A 19,773-nucleotide genomic window follows, 5' to 3' on the forward strand; every position below is an offset into this window, starting at 1 on the left:
GCACAGCCACAAGAGGAGGAGTCATGGCCAAGGGCCTGACCGGGGGGCAGCTGATCGCCAGGATGCTCTCGGCCGAGGGCGTCGACCAGGTGTTCGGGATCATCGACGGCACCTACTTCGGCCTCTACCGCGCCCTGGGCGACGAGAGCATCACGCTGCACTCCCCGCGCCACGAGGCGGCCGCCGCGCACATGGCCGGCGCCTACGCCCGGGTGAGCGGGCGGCTCGGGGTCTGCATCGCCTCCAACGGACCCGGCGTCGCGAACGTGCTGCCCGGCGTCGCGGTCGAGCAGGGCGAGGGCAACCGGATCCTGCTGATCACCAGCGGGCGACGGGTCGGCATCACCCACCCGGACCGCGGCGGCACCTACCAGAACTTCGACCAGACCGCCGTGACGGCGCCGATGACCAAGTGGTCGTGCCACGTGCCGAGCGCCGACCGGCTGCCCGAGATCCTGCGGCGGGCGCTGCGGGTGAGCTTCAGCGGCCGGCCCGGCGTGGTGCACGTCGACGTCCCCGAGAACATCGTCAACCAGCCGACCGGCCTCGACGCCGGGGCGGTGCGGGCGCCGGAGTCCTACCGGCGTACGACGCCGCTGCAGCCCGACCCGGTCCTCGTCGAGCGGGCCGCGCAGTTGCTGGTCGAGGCCGAGTGGCCGATGATCCACGCCGGCTCCGGGGTCTACCACGCCGGCGCGGAGGCCGAGCTCGCCCGGCTCGCGGGCCTGCTCGCCGCACCGGTGACGACCAGCTGGGCGGCCCGCGGCGCGCTGTCGGAGACTCGGCCCGAGGCCATCCCGATGACGGCCCTGGGCGTCAACGACGAGGTGCGCAACGCCGCCGACGTGGCGCTGGTCGTCGGCAGCCGGCTGGGGGAGACCGACTGGTGGGGCAAGGCGCCGAACTGGGCGTCGCCGGCTCTGCAGAGGACGATCCAGGTCGACATCGACGACGAGCGGCTGGGCGTCAACAAGCCGGTCAGCGTGGCGATCCTGGCCGACGCCCGCGAGGCCCTCCGGAGCCTGGCCGACGCCGTGGAGCGGCGGACGGTGCCCGGGCTGGCCGCGCGCCGGGACCGGCTCGAGGGGTGGCGCGGCAAGGTCGCCGACGAGCGGGCCAAGCGCGCCAAGGCGCTCAAGCCCGGGTCCCCGGTCCACCCCGGTCACGTGCCGTCGGTCGCCCAGCAGGTGATGCCCGACGACACCGTGTGGGTCTTCGACGGCGGCAACACGGTGGTGTGGTCGAACTTCCACCACTCGGCCGACGTGCCGCGGACCGTCCTGTCGACGTACAAGTTCGGCATGCTCGGCGCCGGCATGGGCCAGGCCCTCGGCGCCGCCGTCGCGGCGCCGGACCAGCGGGTCTGCGTGCTCATCGGCGACGGCGCCTTCGGGATGCACCCCACCGAGGTCGAGAGCGCGGTGCGCCTCGGGCTGCCGATCGTCTACGTCGTCCTGGTCGACGGCGCCTGGGGGATGGTGAAGATGAGCCAGCAGATCCAGGCCCGCCCGATCGCGACGGTGGCGCACAGGATGCTGACCAACACGACGCTGCCGGCGGACCAGATCGTGTACGCCGACTTCGCGCCCTGCCGCTACGACCTGATGGGCGAGGCGATGGGCGCCCACGGCGAGCTGGTGACCGACTCGGCCGACCTGCCGGCGGCGCTGGAGCGGGCGCGCGACTGCGGCCGCGCCGCGGTGGTGCAGGTGCACGTCGACCAGGTCGAGCACCTGTGGGCGCCGGGCCTGCAGGCGTTCAAGAAGATGCACCAGGAGCCGAAGGGCTGACCTGCGATGACCGTGCTCGTGACCGGTGGCACCGGCTACCTCGGCTCCCTCGTCGTCCGCCGACTGGCCGACCGGGGGATCACGACCGTGTCGGTCGACGTCCGCGAGGCGCGCGAGCCCGTCCCCGGTGTCACGTACGTGACCGCCGACCTGCGCCGGCTCGACCTGGCCCTGCTGATGCGCGAGCACGAGGTCGACGCGGTGGTGCACCTCGCGGCGATCGTGGAGCCGCCCAAGGGGATGGACGAGGCCGAGCTCGAGGACATCGAGGTCGGCGGCACGCGGCGCGTCGTCGACGCCTGCGTGGCCGCGGGCGTCGGGCACCTGACCGTGACCAGCTCCGGAGCGGCGTACGGCTATCGCGCCCGCAACGACGGCCGGCTGCTCACCGAGGACCTGCCGGTCCCCGGCAGCGACGCGTTCGCCTACTCCCGGCACAAGGCCGCCGTCGAGGCGCTGCTCGCGCGGGCGCGCCGGCGGCACCCCGGTCTCGGACAGCTCGTGCTGCGGCCGGGCACCATCCTAGGCGCCCACACGGACAACCAGATCACCGCGCTCTTCACCGGGCGGCTCGTGATGACGCTCGCCGGCACGGACGGGCCGTTCACGTTCATCTGGGACGAGGACGTCGCCGACATCGTCGTGGCGGGCGTGCTGGCCCGACGCACGGGGACGTACAACCTCGCCGGCGACGGCGTGATGACGCTGCGCGACATCGCCGCCGTCGAGGGCGCTCGTGTCGTGACGGTCCCGGCCGCAGTGGTGCGGATCGCCCTCCGGACGATGAGGCGGATCGGGGTCGGACGATACGGCCCCGAGCAGGTGGAGTTCCTGCTGCACCGTCCGGTGCTCGACAACACCCGGCTGCGCCGCGACTTCCCCGGGCTGCCGACCCTGACGACCCGCGAGACCTACGAGGTCTTCCGCCAGGGCCGGGCGGGACGGGGCTGACGTGACCACCGGGTCGGCGGGGCGGATGGCGGTGGTGACCGGCGCGAGCGGCCGGATCGGCCGCCACGTCGTCGACCGGCTGATCGAGCGCGGGTACGCCGTACAGGGACTCGACCTGGTCGCCGGGCCGCACACGCAGGTCTGCGACCTCGCCGACGAGGAGGCGGTCCGCGCGGTCGTCGGGGACCTGCCGCGGCTCGACCTGCTGGTGCTCTGCGCCGGGCTGTCGGCGATCGGGGCGGTCGACGACCATGGGCTGGACACGCACCGGCGGGTCATGGACGGGACCCACTTCGCCGCCGTGGGACCGCTGCTGGCCGCGCTGCCCGCGCTGCGCCGGGCCCGGGGCCGGGTCGTCCTCGTGGGGTCGGTGGCGGGCTTCGCGCCGGTGCTCGGCCGTCCGGCGTACGTCGCCGCGAAGCACGCGGTCACCGGGCTCTTCACCGCGCTGCGCCCCGAGCTGGCCGCCGACGGCGTGCGGGTGGTGATCGTGCACCCGACGTTCGTCACCGGCGGCATGGGCGTGGCCGACCCGGCCGGATCGGGCGGCCGCACGACCACCGGCGCCGAGCTCACCTCCGAGCAGGTGGCTCAGGCCATCGTCGAGGCCGCCGAGGGGCGACGCGACGTCGTCCTCGTGGGCCGCACGGCACGGCTGGCGTGGTCGGTGAGCCGGTACGCCCCTCGGACCTACACCCGCCTGATGACCCGTCGGCTGCGCGCCGGGACAGGAGAGAACCGTGAGTGACCCGTTGCTGTCCCTGGTGGCGATGGCCGACAACGTCGACGACATCAAGATCGCGTTCGACGAGAGCTCTCGGATGCTGCTGCGCGTCATCATCGCCTGCATCCTGTTCGGCATCGCCCTCGACACCACCCTCGACGACTTCAGGCGGGCGGCGCGGCGGCCGAAGGCGATCGCCGTCGGCGTGGGTGCGCAGTTCCTGATCCTGCCGGCCATCACGTTCGTGCTCACGCTGCTGCTCGGGGTCGGCGGTTCGGTCGCGCTCGGCATGATCCTGGTCGCGTGCTGCCCGCCCGGCAACGTCTCGAACATCGTCACCCACCAGGCGCGCGGCGACGTCGCGCTGTCGGTGTCGATGACAGCGGTGAGCAACCTGCTCGCGATCGTGCTGATGCCGCTCAACTTCGCGCTCTGGGGCAACCTGCACCCCACCGGCGGCCCGATGATGCGCTCGATCGAACTCGACGTCGTCGACATGCTGATCGAGGTGCTCATCGTCATCGGCCTGCCGTTCGTGCTCGGCATCACGGCGGCCCACTTCTGGCCCCGGGTGGCCTCCCGCTCCGGCAAGATCGTCGGCCCGGTCGCGTTCGCCGCACTGGGCCTGCTGATCCTGCTCGCGCTGGCGAAGAACCTCGACCTGTTCCTCTCCTGGATCGGCGTGGTCGCGGTCGCGGTCCTCCTGCACGACGCGCTCGCTCTCGGCCTCGGCTACCTGATCGCCCGCGCGTTCCGACTGCCGGGCGACGCCACCAAGGCGATGACGTTCGAGGTCGGGGTGCGCAACGCCGGCCTGGGTCTGCTGCTCGTGTTCAGCTTCTTCGACGGGCTCGGCGGGATGGCGCTCGTCGCGGCCTGGTGGGGCATCTGGGACATCATCGCCGCCCTGGCCGTCGCGCGGGTGTGGCGGGCTCGGACCCGCACGCCGGTGCCGGCCCGAGGCTGAGCTCCTCGAGCCGACCGGTCAGGCGCAGAGCCCGTTGGCGAGCCGCTGCTGCGCGTCGGGGTCGTTCGGGTCGCCGCCGAGGTCGCCGACCTTGTCGTCGGCCGAGATGGCGCCCTTGGCGAACCTGCCGAGCGGCTCGTCGTGCTGGATCAGCTTCCACAGCTGCTCCGCGTCGGGCGCGAACTGGAGCCGGTTCGGGTCGGCCGGGTACTCCTCGACCGGCACGGTCACGAACTTGATCTTCTTCAGGTCGGCGCCCTTGAACTGCTGGGCCAGGTCGACGAGCTTGCCCAGGCTGGCGAGGTCCTTGTCGACCTGGATCGACCTCGTTGCGGCGTCGAGGAAGTTGTAGAGCCGGTTCGGCATCGTGAGGGTGTCGGCGGACATCACCCGCTTGACCATCGACGCGATGAACGCCTGCTGGCGCTTCATCCGGCCGAGGTCGGAGTTGGGGGAGAGCACGTGTCGCTCGCGCACGTAGCCGAGCGCGTCGCGGCCGGTGACCAGCTGGCGTCCGGCCTCGAGGTGGATGCCGTAGGCGTCGACCGGCTTGGGGACGCAGACCTCGACGCCGTGCACGGCGTCGACCATGTCCTCGAAGCCCGCGAAGTTCACGACGACGGTGTGGTCGATGTGGATGCCCGTCACGTGCTCGACCTGGAGCACGGTGCACAGCGGACCGCCCACCGCGAACGCCTCGTTGAAGATGACCGGGTCCTCCGCGGGGACGGTCTCGCCGTCGACCTCGCACGCCGGCCGGGCGACCATCGTGTCGCGCGCCAGGCTCAGCCCGTACGTCTGCTTCCGGTCGGCGGAGACGTGCAGCAGGATCGTGGTGTCCGAGCCGCCCTCACCGGCCTCCTGGTCGATCCCGCACCCGTCACACGCGCGGGTGTCCGAGCCCATCACGAGCACGTTGATCGGCTGCTGCGGCTCGTCGGCGACGTCCGCGGGCGGCTCGACGAGGTGCTGGATCGTCGGCAGGGTCTCGATGTTGCCGTTGAGGTGGCGGTAGGCGAACACGACGGTCGCCCCGGTCACCAGCGCCATCACCAGCTCGGCGACCAGGATGACGCGCAGGATGGTGCGGCGATGGTGGTGAGGGGGCTCGTCGGGCACGTCGGGATCCTTCCAGAGGATTCCCGAGATCCACGACGTCCAGCGTACGTGCCCGTCGGCGAGCCGCCCGGGATAGGCTCAGGGCCGTGTCCGATTTCCGCCAGATGTGGTCGGTGGCGTCGGTCAGGATGGAGCCATGAGCGCCACCGGGACCCACGACGAGCGGCTGGACCGCGAGTCCTGCTACCGCGCGGTGAAGTCGCGCGACCGCCGGTTCGACGGCGTGTTCTACACCGCGGTGCGGACCACCGGGATCTACTGCCGGCCCTCCTGCCCGGCCCGGACCCCGGCGTTCCAGAACGTCACGTTCCACCCGAGCGCCGCGTCCGCCCAGGCGGCCGGCTACCGCGCCTGCAAGCGCTGCCTGCCGGACGCCACGCCCGGCAGCCCGGACTGGGACGTCGCCGCCACCGCCGCCGGCCGGGCGATGCGCCTGATCGCCGACGGGGTCGTGGACCGCGAGGGCGTCGACGGGTTGGCCCGCCGCGTCGGCTACACGTCGCGCCACCTCACCCGGATCCTCACCGCCGAGCTCGGCGCCGGCCCGCTCGCGCTGGCCCGGGCCAAGCGGGCCCAGACCGCCCGGGTCCTGATCGAGACCACCGAGCTGACGTACGCCGACGTGGCGTTCGCCTCCGGCTTCTCGAGCGTCCGGCAGTTCAACGACACGATCCGGGAGGTGTACGCCGCCTCCCCGACCGACCTGCGCGGCCGGCGGGGCGGCCGGGCCGGGACCGGCACCGTCACGATGCGGTTGGCCGTGCGCACGCCGTACCACGGCTCGGCGCTGCTGGCCTTCCTCGCCATCCGCGCCGTCCCGGGGGTCGAGGCGGCGGGCGAGGGCTGGTACGCCAGGACGCTCGCGCTGCCGCACGGCGGCGGCACGGTCCGGCTGGAGGTGCCCGACGCGGTCGAGCCCGGACAGACCGCGTTCGCGACCGCCACGTTCGTGCTCGACGACCTGCGCGACACCGGCGCCGCCACCGAGCGGGTGCGCCGGATGCTGGACGCCGACTGCGACCCGGTGGCGGTCGCCGCCGCGTTCGCCGGTGACCCCGTGGTCGGCCCGCTCGTGCGCGCCTGGCCGGGCCTGCGGGTCCCGGGCCACGTCGATGGCCACGAGATCGCGGTACGCGCCGTGCTCGGCCAGCAGGTCAGCGTCGCCGGCGCCCGCACCGTCGCGGCGCGGCTCGTCGAGCAGCACGGACGCCTGCTGGCCCGGCCCGACGGCGCGCTCACCCACCTGTTCCCGGACGCCGACACGCTCGCGGGGCTCTCGCCCGAGCAACTGCCGATGCCGCGAGTCCGGGGCCGCGCGCTGATCGCGCTGTGCGCCGCGATCGCCTCCGGCGCGCTCGCGCTGGACCGCGGGCCCGACCGCGACGACGTACGCCGGGCCCTGCTGGCGATCCCCGGCATCGGACCGTGGACCGCCGACTACATCGCGCTGCGGGCACTCGGGCACCCGGACGTCTTCCTGCCGACCGACCTCGGCATCCGCGACGCGCTGGCCGGCCTCGGCCGGGACCCGTCGACCGCGGCGGAGCTCGCCCGGGGCTGGTCGCCCTGGCGCTCCTACGCGCAGCTCTACCTCTGGCAGACCCTCAGCAAGGAGACCTGAGATGTGGACCGTGATGGACTCACCCGTCGGCGAGCTGCGGCTGGTCGAGCACAACGGCGCGATCACCGCGATCGAGTTCTCGCCGTTCTCGGCAGTGGGGCAGAGCGGCGACGGCCGCCCGCGAGGTGACCGGGCCGACGACCACCCGCTCCTCGTGGAGGCGGCCCGGCAGCTGCGCGCGTACTTCGACCGTGACCTCAAGGAGTTCGACCTCCCGCTGGCGCCCCAGGGCACTGCGTTCCAGCAGCGGGTCTGGCACGAGCTGCTCGGTGTCGGGTGGGGCGAGACCGCGTCCTACGGCGAGATCGCCCACCGCCTCGGGATGACCAACGCCGCCTCCCGGGCGGTCGGCCTGGCCAACGGCCGCAACCCGATCCCGATCGTGATCCCGTGCCACCGGGTCATCGGTGCCAACGGCACCCTCACCGGCTACGCCGGCGGCCTGCCCCGCAAGCAACTGCTCCTCGAGCTCGAGCAGGATGCGCTGTTCTGACTGCATCTCCCGTCGAGTGACGTGAAGTGGCTGTCCCAGGGCAGGATTTCCAGCCAGTTCACGTCACTCGACGGGGCTTACTATTCGGCGGCGGCGCGGCGCAGCGACTCGGACAACCGCTCGGCGGCGGCGAGGACCGCGGGGGCGTGCATCCGGCCGGGCTGGCGGGAGAGCCGCTCGAGTGGGCCGGAGACGGAGACGGCGGCGATCACCTTGCCGCTGGGGGAGCGGACCGGGGCGGACACCGACGCGACGCCCTGCTCGCGCTCGCCGACGGACTGGGCCCAGCCGCGGCGGCGGATGCCCGAGAGCGCGGCGGCGGAGAACGCGGCGTTCTGCAGGCCCCGGTGCATCCGCTCCGGGTCCTCCCAGGCCAGCAGGATCTGGGCGGCCGACCCGGCCCGCATGGTCAGCTGCGAGCCGACCGGGATCGTGTCCCGCAGGCCGCTGGGCCGCTCGGCGGCGGCGACGCACACGCGATGCTCGCCCTGGCGTCGCCAGAGCTGGGCGGACTCGCCGGTGATGTCGCGCAGGCGCGCGAGGACCGGGCCGGCGGTCGCGAGCAGGCGGTCCTCGCCGGCGGCGGCGGACAGCTCGGTCAGCCGCGGGCCGAGCACGAACCGGCCCTGCATGTCGCGGGCGACCAGGCGGTGGTGCTCGAGCGCGACCGCGAGCCGGTGGGCGGTCGGCCGGGCCAGGCCGGTGCCGGCGACCAGGCCCGCGAGCGTGGCCGGGCCCGACTCGAGGGCGGTGAGCACGAGGGCGGCCTTGTCGAGTACGCCGACTCCGCTGGAGTTGTCCATATGGCAATATTGTCGTCTCAGATCATGGGATGCAAGCGCTAGGATCTGTGATGTTGTCGAACGAGGTGCCGCCACGGACGGCGGTCACCGTGAGCTCACGAGGGAGTGCGCCATGGGTAGGACCTTGGCCGAGAAGGTCTGGGACGAGCACGTCGTCCGGTCGACGCCGGGGGAGCCGGACCTCCTCTACATCGACCTGCACCTGATCCACGAGGTCACCTCCCCGCAGGCCTTCGACGGGCTCCGGCTCGCGGGCCGGACCGTGCGCCGCCCGGACCTCACCCTCGCGACCGAGGACCACAACGTTCCCACGCTCGACTGGGACAAGCCCATCGCCGACCCGGTCTCCAAGACCCAGGTGGACACGCTGCGCCGCAACGCCGCGGAGTTCGGCGTCCGGCTGCACCCGCTGGGCGACGTCGAGCAGGGCATCGTGCACGTCGTCGGCCCGCAGCTCGGGCTGACCCAGCCCGGCATGACGATCGTGTGCGGCGACAGCCACACCAGCACGCACGGTGCGTTCGGCGCGATCGCGTTCGGCATCGGCACCTCGGAGGTCGAGCACGTCCTCGCCACCCAGACGCTGCCGCAGGCCAAGCCGAGGACGATGGCCGTCACGGTCGAGGGCAGCCTGCCCGACGGCGTGACCGCGAAGGACCTGGTGCTCACCCTGATCGCCCACACCGGCACCGGTGGCGGGCAGGGCTACATCGTCGAGTACCGCGGCCAGGCCATCGAGGAGCTCTCGATGGAGGGCCGGATGACCGTCTGCAACATGTCGATCGAGTGGGGCGCGAAGGCCGGCCTGATCGCCCCCGACCAGACGACGTTCGACTACATCGAGGGCCGGCCCGAGGCGCCCAAGGGCGCCGACTGGGACGCGGCCGTCGCGCACTGGAAGACCCTGGTCACCGATGCCGATGCGACCTTCGAGAAGGAGATCGTGCTCGACGCGAGCACGATGACGCCGTTCGTCACCTGGGGCACCAACCCCGGCCAGGGCGTCCCGCTGGGAGGCAGCGTCCCCTTCCCTGAGCAGTACGACGACCCCTCGGACCGGGTCGCGGCCGAGAAGGCGTGTGAGTACATGGCGCTCGAGGCAGGCACCCCGATGCGCGAGATCAAGGTCGACACGGTCTTCATCGGCTCGTGCACCAACGGCCGGATCGAGGACCTGCGGGCGGCTGCCGAGATCATCAGGGGCCGCCAGGTCGACAAGGACACCCGCCTGCTCGTCGTCCCGGGCTCGGTGCGGGTGCGCCTCCAGGCCCAGGACGAGGGCCTCGACGTGATCTTCAAGGAGGCCGGCGGGGAGTGGCGCGGCGCGGGCTGCTCGATGTGCCTGGGCATGAACCCCGACACCCTGCAGCCCGGTGAGCGCAGCGCGTCGACGTCCAACCGCAACTTCGAGGGACGCCAGGGCAAGGGCGGGCGCACCCACCTCGTGTCGGTGCCGGTCGCGGCCGCGACCGCGATCCGCGGCACCCTCTCCTCGCCCGCCGACCTCGAGCCCGTTGGGAGCAACTGAGATGGACAGGTTCACCACCCACACCGGCGTCGGGATCCCGCTGCGGCGCAGCAACGTCGACACCGACCAGATCATCCCCGCGGTCTATCTCAAGCGGGTCACGCGCACGGGCTTCGAGGACGGGCTGTTCGCCGCTTGGCGAAACGACCCGACCTTCGTGCTCAACAACGAGGGGTACGCCGGCGCCTCGGTCCTCGTGGCCGGCCCGGACTTCGGCACCGGCTCATCGCGCGAGCACGCCGTGTGGGCGCTGCAGAACTACGGCTTCAAGGTCGTGATCTCGCCGCGGTTCGCCGACATCTTCCGCGGGAACTCCGGCAAGGCCGGCCTGCTCGCCGCGCAGGTCGACGAGAAGGTCGTGCAGAGGCTGTGGGACCTGCTCGACGAGCACCCCGGCACGACGGTGACCGTCGACCTGGAGTCGCGCACGATCCGTGCCGGTGAGGGCGTCGACGCCGTCGAGGACTCCTTCGACATCGACGACTACACCCGCTGGCGGCTGCTCGAGGGACTCGACGACATCGGCATCACGCTCGGGCACGCCGACGCGATCACGTCGTTCGAGGCGACCCGACCCGCGTGGAAGCCGGCGACGATCCACGCGCACTGACAGCGCCAAAAGAACAGCCGAGAAGGGCGAATCCCCAAGCAGGCCTGGGGATTCGCCCTTCTCGTATGTGCGATCCCGCTCTGCTGACCGGATTTCCATCTCGAGGGAATCCGAAAAAGACGCACGAAAAGGCGCGGTGGTGATTGTGACTGGCGCTGCGAATACCTAGCGTGCGTTGAAGAAAGTCGAGCACGGGCTCGACCACTTGTCGTTCATTGGAAGGGAAGACAGTGAACAAGTCAGAGTTCATCGACGCGCTGGCCGCGCGTTACGAGGGAAACCGCAAGGCCGCGGCCCATGCTCTCGAGTCCGTGCTGGACACGATCACACGAGAGGTCGCGAAGGGCGAGAAGGTCGCCATCACGGGCTTCGGGTCGTTCGAGAAGCGGGTCCGCGAGGCGCGCTGGGTGCGCAACCCGCAGACCGGTGCGCGGATCAAGGCCAAGAAGACCGCGGTGCCGAAGTTCACGGCCGGGGCGGACCTCAAGAACGTCGTCTCGGGTGCCAAGAAGCTTCCGAAGCTGACGCTGGCCGCGGGCCCGGCCGCGGCGAAGAAGGCCACGGCCGCGGCGAGGAAGGCGGCTCCGGCCAAGAAGGCGGCTCCGGCCAAGAAGGCGGCCCCCGCCAAGAAGACGGCGGCGAAGTCGACGCCGGCGAAGAAGACGGCCACCAAGGCCGTCGCCAAGAAGGCGCCCGCGAAGAAGGCGCCGGCCAAGAAGGCGCCGGCCGCCAAGAAGGCACCGGCGAAGAAGACCGCCACCAAGGCCGTCGCCAAGAAGGCGCCCGCGAAGAAGGCCCCTGCCAAGAAGGCACCGGCCAAGAAGGCACCGGCCAAGAAGACCGCCAAGAAGGCCTGACCTCCGCAGCAGCACGACGGGCCGTCACCCTCGCGGGTGGCGGCCCGTCGTCACGTGTGGGCCCGGCTCACCTCGTGGGGAGGACGGCGACCGTGTGCGGCCCGACGCCCAGCGCGACCGCGGCACGCAGGTCGTCGAGGTCGTCGACGTCGCGGCGTACCGACGGGGCGACGTCGGTGAGCTCCTGCGCGCCGGCAGCGAGGTGCGCGGCGCGCGATCCCGGACCGAACCGCGGATCGAACTCGTTGCCGGGCGCGGCGTACATCGTCGTCCCGACGCCGGCAGCGTCGGGGACGAACCACGGCTGCGGCGACCGGGCCTGCGCCAGCGTCTCGTCGAGGTCCGCGGCGCGCAGTGCGGGCAGGTCGGCGCACAGCGCCACCGGCCGCAGTCCCGGCCAACGTCGGGCCGCCTCGGACGCCGCCTGCCGCAGGGTGCCGTTGAGGTCACCGCTGACGCCGTCCGGCACGGCGTCGGCGCCGAGCGCCGTGACGGCGAAGGAGATCCGGACGTCGTCGGTGACGACCAGCACCCGGGCGACGGACGCCGCCTCGAGGCACGCGGCGACGGTGTCCAGTGCGAAGGCCTCCGCCAATGCGCGCCGGGCCTGTGTACCGAGGCCCGCGAGGCGTGACTTCCCGACGGCGGGGGGCTTCACGGGCACCAGCACCGCGTACTGCTGGTCGGGCGTCTTCTCGGACATCGACCCGATCCTGTCAGGCCTCCCGGGAGGTGCGGCGCGGCGGCCCGCCGTGCGACGGATCGGAGCGCACCGACCGAGTAATCTGCGTCCGTGACGGTACGTAAGCTCCAGCAGAAGCGCGGATGGGCGTGGAACCTCGCCGTTCCCGTGATCAAGCCACTGCTGCTCGCCACCACCACCCGCGAGTGGGTCGGCGGCGAGAACATCCCCGACTCGGGCGGGTTCATCCTCGCGCTCAACCACGTCTCGCACGTCGACCCGCTCACCGCCGCGCACCTCGTGTACGACCACGGCCGGCTGCCGCGCTACCTCGCGAAGTCCGGGCTGTTCAAGACCCGGGCGGGTGCCTTCTTCTTCACCGCCGCCGGGCAGATCCCGGTCGAGCGGCTGAGCGCCAACGCGGCCGGGGCGTACGACGCCGCCGTCGCGGCGGTGCGCCGGGGGGAGTGCGTCGTGGTCTATCCGGAGGGCACGATCACCCGCGACCCCGGCGGCTGGCCGATGACCGGCAAGTCCGGGGCGGCCCGCATCGCGCTGGCCACCGGCTGCCCGGTGATCCCGGTCGGGCAGTGGGGCGCGCAGCAGCTGCTCGCGCCGTATGCCAAGAAGCCGGACCTGTTCCCGCGCAAGCGGATCCAGATGCTCGTCGGGCCGCCCGTCGACCTCGCCGACCTGCTCGACCAGCCGCAGTCCATCGCGCTCGTGCAGCAGGCGACCGACCGGATCATGGCGGCCATCACCGCCCTGGTCGAGGAGGTCCGTGGCGAGACCGCCCCGGCCGAGCGCTTCGACATGCGCAAGGCCGGCGTGCGCCAGACCGGCAACCCCAACAAGGACCCCAACGGCCCGAGGAGGCCCTCGAGCCGCCGCCCCCGGAAGCAGGCCTCCGAGGAGAGCGCATGAGCGCCGGCAAGGTCGCGGTGTTCAGCGCCGGGTCGTGGGGTACGGCGTTCTCGATCGTGCTCGCCGACGCCGGCAACGACGTCACGCTCTGGGCGCGCCGGGAGGAGGTCGCCGCGGCGATCACCGAGCAGCGCGAGAACCCCGAGTACCTCCCCGGGGTGGAGCTGCCGCCGCAGGTGTCCGCGACCCACGACGTCGAGAAGGCGCTGCACGGCGCCGACCTGGTCGTGCTCGCCACGCCGTCCCAGACGCTGCGCGCGAACCTGAGCGAGTGGGCGCCGTACGTCGAGCCCAATGCGGTGTTCGTGTCGCTGATGAAGGGCGTCGAGCTCGGCACCCTCGAGCGGATGAGCCAGGTGATCGCCGAGGTGGCCGGCGCCGGGCCGGACCGGATCGCGGTGATCAGCGGACCCAACCTCGCCAAGGAGATCGCCCGTCGCGAGCCCGCGGCATCCGTGGTCGCCTGCGAGCACGAGCAGGTCGCCCGGCAGCTGCAGGCGCGGATCCACTCGCCGGCCTTCCGGCCGTACACGAGCGTCGACGTCCTCGGCTGCGAGCTCGGCGGCGCGTACAAGAACGTCGTGGCGCTCTCCGTCGGCATGGCCGTCGGCCTCGGCTTCGGCGACAACACTACCGCGTCCGTGATCACCCGCGGCCTGGCCGAGACCGCCCGGCTGGCGACCGCGCTCGGCGCGAACCCGATGACGCTGATGGGGCTAGCGGGCCTGGGCGACCTGGTCGCCACCTGCTCCTCGCCGCTCTCCCGCAACCGCACGTTCGGGGAGCGGCTCGGCCAGGGGATGACGGCCGCCGAGATCTACGCGACCACCCGCCAGGTCGCGGAGGGCGCGAAGTCCTGTGCCTCGCTGCTCGCCCTCGCCGAGCGCACCGGCGTGGACGCGCCGATCGCCCACCACGTCACCGCCGTCGTCGACGGCCGGATGACCGCGCAGGAGATGATGGACTCCTTCATCGCCCGCGACACCAAGGCCGAGACGGACTGACCGAGGTACGAGGTCAGCCCGTCCGATGACCTGGCGGGTATGGCCTACAGGGTCAGGCCATCCAGTGCGCTGCGCAGGTCCTCCCACAGGTCGTCGACGTCCTCGATGCCGACCGACATCCGCACCAGGCCCTCGGGGATGGTCACGGGCTCGGCCTTCCAGCGGCGGCGGCGCTCGAAGGTCGACTCGACGCCGCCGAGCGAGGTGGCGTGCACCCACAGCCGGGTGCTGCGGGTGACTCGGTCCCCGGCCGGCGCACCGCCGGCCAGCACCATCCCCACGATCCCGCCGAAGCCGGGGTAGCGCACCTCGGCCACGGCCGGGTGCCCGCCCAGCCGCCGGACCAGCTCGGCGGCGTTCGCCTGGGCGCGCTCGACGCGCAGGTGCAGGGTCCGCAGGCCGCGCAGCGCGAGCCAGGCCTCGAGCGTCCCCGGCGTCGCGCCCATCAGGTCGCGGCGGCCCTTGAGGACGGCGTACAGCTCGTCGTCGCCGGTGACCACGGCGCCCATCAGGAGGTCGCTGTGGCCGGCGAGGTACTTGGTCACCGAGTGCACGACCAGGTCGGCGCCCAGCGTGAGCGGCTGCTGAAGGATCGGTGTCGCGAACGTGTTGTCGACCACGACGTACGCCCCGGCCGTGTGCGCCGCAGCACTGATCGTGGGGAGGTCGGCGAGCTCGAGCGCCGGGTTGGTGGGCGACTCCAGCCACACCAGCGCCGCGTCCTCGCTGGCGGCGATGACCGCGTCGGTGTCGGTGATGTCGACCAGCTTCGTGCGCACCCGTCCGCGGCTCTCGAGGTCGGCGAGCTGGAGCAGGGTGCCGTTGTAGGCGTGCGCCGGGGCGACGACCAGGGCGTCGAGGCCGACCAGGTCGAGGACCGTCGTCACCGCGGCCATCCCGGACGAGAACGAGAGCGCGCGACCGCCCTCCAGCGCCCCGAGCGTCTCCTCGAACGCCGCCCAGGTCGGGTTGCCGTGGCGGCCGTACTCGACCTCGCCGCCCGCGACGTACGTCGAGGTCATCGTGATCGGCTCGTTGAGCGGACGGTCCGGCTCTCGGGCCGGCCGGCCGGAGGTGACGGCGATGGTGGCCGGCTTCAGGTCTCGCGAGGCGCTGCTCATGGGACCACGCTAGACGGATAGGGTCGAGCCCGATGAACGCGTCCAGCCGCAGACCCCGGGTCGCCGTCGTCTTCGGCGGCAAGTCCAACGAGCACGCGATCTCGTGCGTCACGGCGGGCAGCGTGCTGGCCGCGATCGACCGGACGGCGTACGACGTCGTCCCGATCGGCATCGCCACCGACGGCCGGTGGGTGCTGGAGTCCGGCGACCCCGAGCGGCTGCGCATCGAGGGCCCCGACCGGCTGCCCCACGTCGACGGCGACCGCGCCACGATCGCGCTGGCCCCGGAGAGCGCGTCGACCGCCCTGGTCGTCACCGAGTCGGCGCAGCCGCCGCGCGCGCTGGGCGAGGTGGACGTGGTGTTCCCCTTGCTGCACGGCCCCTGGGGCGAGGACGGCACCATCCAGGGCCTGCTCGAGATGGCCGGGGTGCGGTACGTCGGCGCCGGGGTGCTCGCCTCGGCCGTGAGCATGGACAAGGCCTACATGAAGGTGGTGCTGGCCGCCGCCGGCCTGCCGGTGCTGCCGTCGGTCACCGTGACCGGCCGCGAGTGGGAGCGCGACCCCGCCGGGTGCCGGGACCGCGCGGACGGGCTCGGCTACCCGCTGTTCGTGAAGCCGGCGCGCGGCGGCTCGAGCCTCGGCATCTCCAAGGTGCACGATGCGACCGAGCTCGACCGGGCGATCGACGAGGCGCTCCAGCACGACCCGAAGGTGCTCGTCGAGGCGGCGGCCGTCGACGCGCGCGAGGTCGAGTGCGGCGTCCTCCAGGCCCTCGACGGCACGCCGGAGGCCAGCGTGCCCGCGGAGATCCGGATCTCCGGCGACCACGAGTTCTACGACTTCGCCGCGAAGTACCTGCCGGAGGAGCACACCGAGCTGGACGTGCCCGCGGACCTGCCGGAGCCGCTGGCCCGCCAGGTCCAGGAGCTGTCGATGCGCGCGTTCGAGGCGGTCGGCTGCGAGGGTCTGGCCCGCGTCGACTTCTTCGTGCTCCCGGGCGAGCGGCTCGTGGTCAACGAGATCAACACGATGCCCGGCTTCACGCCGACCTCGATGTACCCGCGGATGTGGGCGGCCTCGGGCGTGGACTACCCCGCGCTCGTGGACCGGCTGATCCAGCTCGCCCTGCAGCGCGACACCGGGCTGCGCTGAGCCGTTCGCGCTGAGCCGTTCGCGCTGGGCCTCAGGCGCACCCGTCCTCGAGGGTGAGGTGCTCGAGCACCGGCCCGGCCAGCGCGGCCAGCGCGTCGGCCGACGGTGACCCCCGCCGGTCGGCGGGCACGAGCAGCGAGACCCGCGGCGAGTAGCCGACGGCGGTCAGGAGCACGTCTGAGTCCTGGTCCTTCTCCTGCTCCGGCGGCACGAACCAGCCGACGCCGGACACCTCGGTGCACGCGGAGAACTCGTCGAACCCGTCGGGTACGCCGACGCCGCAGGTCAGCACGATCGCCGGGTCGCCCCAGGCCGCGCCGTACTCGGTGTCGCCGGACAGCTCTCGGGCCTCCAGGCCGGCGAGCGTGGTGGGCAGGCCGGCGACCAGGTCACGGCAGGCGCGCTGGTCGGCCGGGGACATCGCCCCGGCGTCGATCTCGACCGAGCCGGCCGAGCAGGCCGTCAGCAGCGGGGCCGCGGCCACGAGGGCGGCGCACACGACGACGCCCCGGATCCGCAGGGACCCGGGGCGCCGGCGGCGTCCGGTGGTGGGCACCGGGCGGACGCCTCAGATGTGGACGACCGGGCAGGTCAGCGTGCGGGTGATGCCCTCGAGGTTCTGGACCTTGGAGACGACGAGCTTGCCCAGCTCGTCGACGTTGCGGGCCTCGGCGCGCACGATCACGTCGTAGGGGCCGGTGACGTCCTCGGCCAGGGTCACGCCCTTGACCTGGGCGATGGCGGAGGCCACCTCGGCGGCCTTGCCGACATCGGTCTGGATCAGGATGTACGCCTGGACGACCATCGAGCTCTCCCTGGGATCTGGAACGGGTGATCTGGGTTCTGCGGCGTTGCCACGCCAACCTACCGTGCGGTACCCCTGCTCGCATCTGGTGGGATGGGTCCATGTCGTTCCCCCCTGACGCGACGCTGGCCGATGCCGGCGAGTTCGGCCTGATCCGCGCACTCGTGGACCTGTTCCCCCAGGGGGAGCACGTCCTGGTCGGCCCCGGCGACGACGCCGCGGTGCTCCGGGTGCGGACCGGCCACGTGGTGGTCTCGACCGACCTGATGGTCGAGGGGCGCCACTTCCGCCGCGAGTGGGCCGCCGCCGACGACGTCGGGCATCGCGCGGCCGCGCAGAACCTCTCCGACGTCAACGCCATGGGTGGCCGGGCCACCTCGCTGACCATCGGGCTGGCCGCGCCGGCCGACCTGCCCGCGCAGTGGGCGCTGGACTTCGCCCGCGGCTTCGCCGCGGAGTGCGACCTGGTCGGCGCCAGCGTCGTGGGCGGCGACGTGACCCGGGCCGACGAGATCGTGGTCGCCGTCACCGTGCTCGGCGCCTGCACCGAGTCGCCGGTGCTGCGCTCGGGCGCCCGGGCCGGTGACGTGCTCGCGCTCTGCGGTCGCCAGGGCTGGGCCGCCGGCGGTCTCGCGGTGCTCGGCCGGGGCTTCCGCTCGCCCCGGGTCCTCGTGGAGGCCTACCGCCGCCCGGAGCCGCCGTACGACGCCGGCCCGGTGGCCGCCGCGGCCGGCGCCACGGCGATGATCGACGTCTCCGACGGCCTGCTCGCCGACGCCGACCACATCGCCGCCGACTCGGGGGTGGCCATCGACGTGCACGCCGCCGCGTTCGACGTGCCCGAGCCGCTGCACGCGGTCGGCGCGGCGATCGGGGCCGACCCGATCCAGTTCATCCTCGGCGGGGGAGACGACCACGCCCTGCTCGCCACCTTCCCCGACCTCGACTCGGTCCCCGACGGCTGGGCCGTCATCGGTGCCGTCACGGCCGGCGAGGGCGTCACCGTCGACGGCGCGGTCTACGAGGGACCCACCGGCTGGACCCATTTTTAGGTCGACTCGGCGCATCTTGCCCGCCCCAGAGGCTCGAGTCGGCGCATCTTGCCCACCCGCCTGTGGAGAAGGCGGGCAAGACGCGCCGACTCGGCGTGAGGGAGGTGAGGGAAAGGAAAAGACCGCCACCCGGATGGGTGACGGTCCGCTCTTGTCCTGCTCGATCTCCCGCGCTGACGCGGAAGCGGGTTCGCCGCAACCGCTAGCGCGTGACCTTGCCGGCCTTCAGGCAGCCGGTGCACACGTTGAGGCGCTTGGGGGTGCCGTTGACGGTGGCACGGACGCGCTGGATGTTGGGGTCGAAGCGACGCTTCGTGATCTTGCGCGACCACGGACGGTTGTTGCCGAAGCCGGGCTTCTTGGCGCAGATGTCGCAGACGGCAGCCACCGTGTGCTCCTTAAACGATCGAGGGTGTGGAACCGGTTAGTCAGAGGGGGCCCGCTGAGCGGGCAACCGCACAAGAGTATCCGATGGCCCCGGGCGCCCGGAAATCGAGCGGCTGCCACTAACGTGTGGGACTCACCAGCCCGAGCGCGACCTCGGAGCAGTCTCCACGAGCGAGGACGGCGATGGAAACTCCCCGCGGCGGCGTCATCACGCTGGAGGTGGTACTGCGCTTCGTCGACATCGCCACCGACGCGTTGGCCGACGCCCGCGAGGAGATCGACGCGCTCAACGTCTACCCGGTGCCCGACGGCGACACCGGCACGAACATGTACCTCACGGTCTCGACGGCCCGCGACGCCGTGCGCGAGGCGACCGGGGGAGACCCGGCCTCCGACCTGGGTACGGCGCTCGCCGCGTTCGGGCGTGGCGCGCTGCTCGGCGCCCGGGGCAACTCCGGGGTGATCCTCAGCGAGATGCTCGGTGCGATCGCCCGCCGGATCGGGAGCGCCGAGCCGGGGGAGCGCAACGCCCGGGTGATGGCCGACGCGCTGCACCGGGCCACCGAGGCCAGCTACGCCGCGGTCGGGGTCCCGGTCGAGGGCACCATGCTCACCGTCACGCGGGCCGCGTCCGAGGCCGCGGCCGAGGCGGCCGAGGAACCCGGGGCCCGGGCCCGCGACGTGTTCACCGCGGCTGCGGCCGCCGCCCGCGAGGCCCTGGCACACACCCCGGAGCAGCTGCCCGTGCTCCGCGAGGCGGGGGTCGTGGATGCCGGCGGGCGGGGCGTCAGCGTGATCCTCGACGCGGCCGAGACGGCGCTCACCGGCCGTCGCCCGGCGCCGGTCACGGTGCCGTTCGGCAGCCACCACATCCCGATCCCGACCGCGGCCAGGACCGGCGACCTGACCCCGGACGGGCCGTCCTACGAGGTGATGTACCTCCTGGACGCCGGCGACGCGGCGATCCCGAGCCTGCGGACCGCGCTGGGTGCGCTGGGCGACTCGCTGGTCGTGGTCGGCGGCGAGGGGCTCTGGAACGTCCACGTGCACGTCGACGACGTCGGCGCCGCGATCGAGGCGGGCATCGCGGCCGGTCGCCCGCACCGGGTGCGGGTCACCCACTTCGCCGAGCAGATCGCCGCGGCCCGCGGCCGCGCCGCCGCCCGCGACGGCCGCCGGGT

21 protein-coding genes are annotated in these 19,773 nt (G+C 72.9%); 14 read left to right on the forward strand and 7 right to left on the reverse strand.

All coding sequences use genetic code 11. From position 1 onward, the window contains the following. Nucleotides 1-23: 23 nt before the first annotated feature. The 4 genes from QMC84_RS11130 to QMC84_RS11145 are packed head-to-tail and all read left to right on the forward strand — an operon-like array spanning nucleotide 24 to nucleotide 4,432. On the forward strand, nucleotides 24-1,790 hold the full coding sequence (locus QMC84_RS11130; protein ID WP_300374831.1) for a thiamine pyrophosphate-binding protein: 1,767 nt from the start codon (nucleotides 24-26) through the stop codon (nucleotides 1,788-1,790). Between the two features lie 6 nt (nucleotides 1,791-1,796). Continuing rightward, complete coding sequence (locus tag QMC84_RS11135) at nucleotides 1,797-2,741, forward strand: SDR family oxidoreductase (RefSeq protein ID WP_300374833.1); 945 nt, start codon at nucleotides 1,797-1,799, stop codon at nucleotides 2,739-2,741. Nucleotide 2,742: 1 nt separating this feature from the next. Beyond that, nucleotides 2,743-3,489, forward strand: coding sequence for an SDR family NAD(P)-dependent oxidoreductase (locus QMC84_RS11140; RefSeq protein ID WP_300374835.1), 747 nt, complete (start codon nucleotides 2,743-2,745; stop codon nucleotides 3,487-3,489). Further along, nucleotides 3,482-4,432 carry a bile acid:sodium symporter family protein gene (locus QMC84_RS11145; protein ID WP_300374837.1) on the forward strand — a complete coding sequence of 317 codons (951 nt, stop codon included), beginning with the start codon at nucleotides 3,482-3,484 and terminating at the stop codon, nucleotides 4,430-4,432. The genes QMC84_RS11140 and QMC84_RS11145 overlap by 8 nt, the downstream gene beginning before the upstream one ends. Before the next feature lie 18 nt (nucleotides 4,433-4,450). On the opposite strand, the gene QMC84_RS11150 is transcribed toward QMC84_RS11145, so the two are convergent. Then, nucleotides 4,451-5,551 carry an LCP family protein gene (locus QMC84_RS11150; protein ID WP_300374839.1) on the reverse strand — a complete coding sequence of 367 codons (1,101 nt, stop codon included), beginning with the start codon at nucleotides 5,549-5,551 and terminating at the stop codon, nucleotides 4,451-4,453. A 136-nt stretch (nucleotides 5,552-5,687) separates the two neighbouring features. Here QMC84_RS11150 and QMC84_RS11155 point away from each other — a divergent pair, with 136 nt between their 5' ends. Both QMC84_RS11155 and QMC84_RS11160 read left to right on the forward strand, forming a co-directional pair. Further along, nucleotides 5,688-7,172, forward strand: a complete 1,485-nt coding sequence (locus QMC84_RS11155) for an AlkA N-terminal domain-containing protein (protein ID WP_300374841.1) — start codon at nucleotides 5,688-5,690, stop codon at nucleotides 7,170-7,172. A 1-nt stretch (nucleotide 7,173) separates the two neighbouring features. Next, nucleotides 7,174-7,665: a methylated-DNA--[protein]-cysteine S-methyltransferase gene (locus QMC84_RS11160; protein ID WP_300374843.1), complete on the forward strand. Its 492-nt coding sequence runs from the start codon at nucleotides 7,174-7,176 to the stop codon at nucleotides 7,663-7,665. Between the two features lie 80 nt (nucleotides 7,666-7,745). Here QMC84_RS11160 and QMC84_RS11165 read toward each other — a convergent pair whose 3' ends face one another. Beyond that, complete coding sequence (locus QMC84_RS11165) at nucleotides 7,746-8,468, reverse strand: IclR family transcriptional regulator (protein WP_300374845.1); 723 nt, start codon at nucleotides 8,466-8,468, stop codon at nucleotides 7,746-7,748. Nucleotides 8,469-8,580: 112 nt separating this feature from the next. Here QMC84_RS11165 and leuC point away from each other — a divergent pair, with 112 nt between their 5' ends. From leuC to QMC84_RS11180, 3 genes are all read left to right on the forward strand, one after another. Further along, nucleotides 8,581-9,996: a 3-isopropylmalate dehydratase large subunit gene (gene leuC / locus QMC84_RS11170; protein WP_300374847.1), complete on the forward strand. Its 1,416-nt coding sequence runs from the start codon at nucleotides 8,581-8,583 to the stop codon at nucleotides 9,994-9,996. A 1-nt stretch (nucleotide 9,997) separates the two neighbouring features. Continuing rightward, entirely contained in the window at nucleotides 9,998-10,606 is a 609-nt protein-coding gene (gene leuD / locus QMC84_RS11175) for a 3-isopropylmalate dehydratase small subunit (protein WP_300374849.1), read from the forward strand. Between the two features lie 230 nt (nucleotides 10,607-10,836). Then, nucleotides 10,837-11,463, forward strand: a complete 627-nt coding sequence (locus QMC84_RS11180; protein WP_300374851.1) for an HU family DNA-binding protein — start codon at nucleotides 10,837-10,839, stop codon at nucleotides 11,461-11,463. 67 nt (nucleotides 11,464-11,530) lie between these two features. On the opposite strand, the gene cofC is transcribed toward QMC84_RS11180, so the two are convergent. Beyond that, nucleotides 11,531-12,166, reverse strand: a complete 636-nt coding sequence (gene cofC / locus QMC84_RS11185) for a 2-phospho-L-lactate guanylyltransferase (protein ID WP_300374853.1) — start codon at nucleotides 12,164-12,166, stop codon at nucleotides 11,531-11,533. 90 nt (nucleotides 12,167-12,256) lie between these two features. On the opposite strand from cofC, the gene QMC84_RS11190 reads away from it, so the two are divergent. Both QMC84_RS11190 and QMC84_RS11195 read left to right on the forward strand, forming a co-directional pair. Further along, nucleotides 12,257-13,069 (forward strand): lysophospholipid acyltransferase family protein, encoded by an 813-nt coding sequence (locus QMC84_RS11190; RefSeq protein WP_300374855.1) that lies wholly within the window; start codon nucleotides 12,257-12,259, stop codon nucleotides 13,067-13,069. After that, nucleotides 13,066-14,073 carry an NAD(P)H-dependent glycerol-3-phosphate dehydrogenase gene (locus tag QMC84_RS11195; protein ID WP_300374857.1) on the forward strand — a complete coding sequence of 336 codons (1,008 nt, stop codon included), beginning with the start codon at nucleotides 13,066-13,068 and terminating at the stop codon, nucleotides 14,071-14,073. The genes QMC84_RS11190 and QMC84_RS11195 overlap by 4 nt, the downstream gene beginning before the upstream one ends. Before the next feature lie 44 nt (nucleotides 14,074-14,117). On the opposite strand, the gene QMC84_RS11200 is transcribed toward QMC84_RS11195, so the two are convergent. Continuing rightward, nucleotides 14,118-15,194, reverse strand: coding sequence for an aminotransferase class I/II-fold pyridoxal phosphate-dependent enzyme (locus QMC84_RS11200; protein ID WP_300374859.1), 1,077 nt, complete (start codon nucleotides 15,192-15,194; stop codon nucleotides 14,118-14,120). A gap of 32 nt (nucleotides 15,195-15,226) precedes the next feature. Here QMC84_RS11200 and QMC84_RS11205 point away from each other — a divergent pair, with 32 nt between their 5' ends. Next, nucleotides 15,227-16,348: a D-alanine--D-alanine ligase family protein gene (locus QMC84_RS11205; protein ID WP_300374861.1), complete on the forward strand. Its 1,122-nt coding sequence runs from the start codon at nucleotides 15,227-15,229 to the stop codon at nucleotides 16,346-16,348. Between the two features lie 31 nt (nucleotides 16,349-16,379). Here the strand turns inward: QMC84_RS11205 and QMC84_RS11210 are convergent, their stop codons facing one another. Next, a complete protein-coding gene (locus QMC84_RS11210) occupies nucleotides 16,380-16,904 on the reverse strand; it encodes a DUF3515 domain-containing protein (RefSeq protein WP_300374863.1) in 525 nt (174 codons plus the stop codon). 12 nt (nucleotides 16,905-16,916) lie between these two features. After that, on the reverse strand, nucleotides 16,917-17,153 hold the full coding sequence (locus QMC84_RS11215; RefSeq protein ID WP_284536751.1) for an Lrp/AsnC ligand binding domain-containing protein: 237 nt from the start codon (nucleotides 17,151-17,153) through the stop codon (nucleotides 16,917-16,919). Between the two features lie 101 nt (nucleotides 17,154-17,254). On the opposite strand from QMC84_RS11215, the gene QMC84_RS11220 reads away from it, so the two are divergent. After that, the gene (locus QMC84_RS11220; RefSeq protein WP_300374865.1) at nucleotides 17,255-18,205 is read left to right on the forward strand and encodes a thiamine-phosphate kinase; all 951 of its coding nucleotides are present in this window, start codon (nucleotides 17,255-17,257) and stop codon (nucleotides 18,203-18,205) included. A gap of 202 nt (nucleotides 18,206-18,407) precedes the next feature. Here the strand turns inward: QMC84_RS11220 and rpmB are convergent, their stop codons facing one another. Then, nucleotides 18,408-18,593 (reverse strand): 50S ribosomal protein L28, encoded by a 186-nt coding sequence (rpmB, locus tag QMC84_RS11225; RefSeq protein WP_011756723.1) that lies wholly within the window; start codon nucleotides 18,591-18,593, stop codon nucleotides 18,408-18,410. Between the two features lie 182 nt (nucleotides 18,594-18,775). Here rpmB and QMC84_RS11230 point away from each other — a divergent pair. Next, on the forward strand, nucleotides 18,776-19,773 hold a 998-nt coding region (locus QMC84_RS11230), incomplete at its 3' end, for a DAK2 domain-containing protein (protein ID WP_300374866.1).

Origin of the sequence: Nocardioides sp., from assembly GCF_030019515.1 — a bacterium.
Lineage (GTDB): Bacteria > Actinomycetota > Actinomycetes > Propionibacteriales > Nocardioidaceae > Nocardioides.

What these genes read in the sequence shown, in the direction of transcription:
- leuD (WP_300374849.1), top strand. Translation starts at nt 9,998, where the DNA reads ATGGACAGGTTCACCACCCACACCGGCGTCGGGATCCCGCTGCGGCGC.
- leuC (WP_300374847.1), top strand. Translation starts at nt 8,581, where the DNA reads ATGGGTAGGACCTTGGCCGAGAAGGTCTGGGACGAGCACGTCGTCCGG.
- cofC (WP_300374853.1), bottom strand. Translation starts at nt 12,166, where the DNA reads ATGTCCGAGAAGACGCCCGACCAGCAGTACGCGGTGCTGGTGCCCGTG.
- QMC84_RS11200 (WP_300374859.1), bottom strand. Translation starts at nt 15,194, where the DNA reads ATGAGCAGCGCCTCGCGAGACCTGAAGCCGGCCACCATCGCCGTCACC.
- QMC84_RS11215 (WP_284536751.1), bottom strand. Translation starts at nt 17,153, where the DNA reads ATGGTCGTCCAGGCGTACATCCTGATCCAGACCGATGTCGGCAAGGCC.
- QMC84_RS11155 (WP_300374841.1), top strand. Translation starts at nt 5,688, where the DNA reads ATGAGCGCCACCGGGACCCACGACGAGCGGCTGGACCGCGAGTCCTGC.
- QMC84_RS11205 (WP_300374861.1), top strand. Translation starts at nt 15,227, where the DNA reads ATGAACGCGTCCAGCCGCAGACCCCGGGTCGCCGTCGTCTTCGGCGGC.
- QMC84_RS11165 (WP_300374845.1), bottom strand. Translation starts at nt 8,468, where the DNA reads ATGGACAACTCCAGCGGAGTCGGCGTACTCGACAAGGCCGCCCTCGTG.
- QMC84_RS11160 (WP_300374843.1), top strand. Translation starts at nt 7,174, where the DNA reads ATGTGGACCGTGATGGACTCACCCGTCGGCGAGCTGCGGCTGGTCGAG.
- QMC84_RS11130 (WP_300374831.1), top strand. Translation starts at nt 24, where the DNA reads ATGGCCAAGGGCCTGACCGGGGGGCAGCTGATCGCCAGGATGCTCTCG.
- QMC84_RS11220 (WP_300374865.1), top strand. Translation starts at nt 17,255, where the DNA reads ATGTCGTTCCCCCCTGACGCGACGCTGGCCGATGCCGGCGAGTTCGGC.
- QMC84_RS11195 (WP_300374857.1), top strand. Translation starts at nt 13,066, where the DNA reads ATGAGCGCCGGCAAGGTCGCGGTGTTCAGCGCCGGGTCGTGGGGTACG.
- QMC84_RS11135 (WP_300374833.1), top strand. Translation starts at nt 1,797, where the DNA reads ATGACCGTGCTCGTGACCGGTGGCACCGGCTACCTCGGCTCCCTCGTC.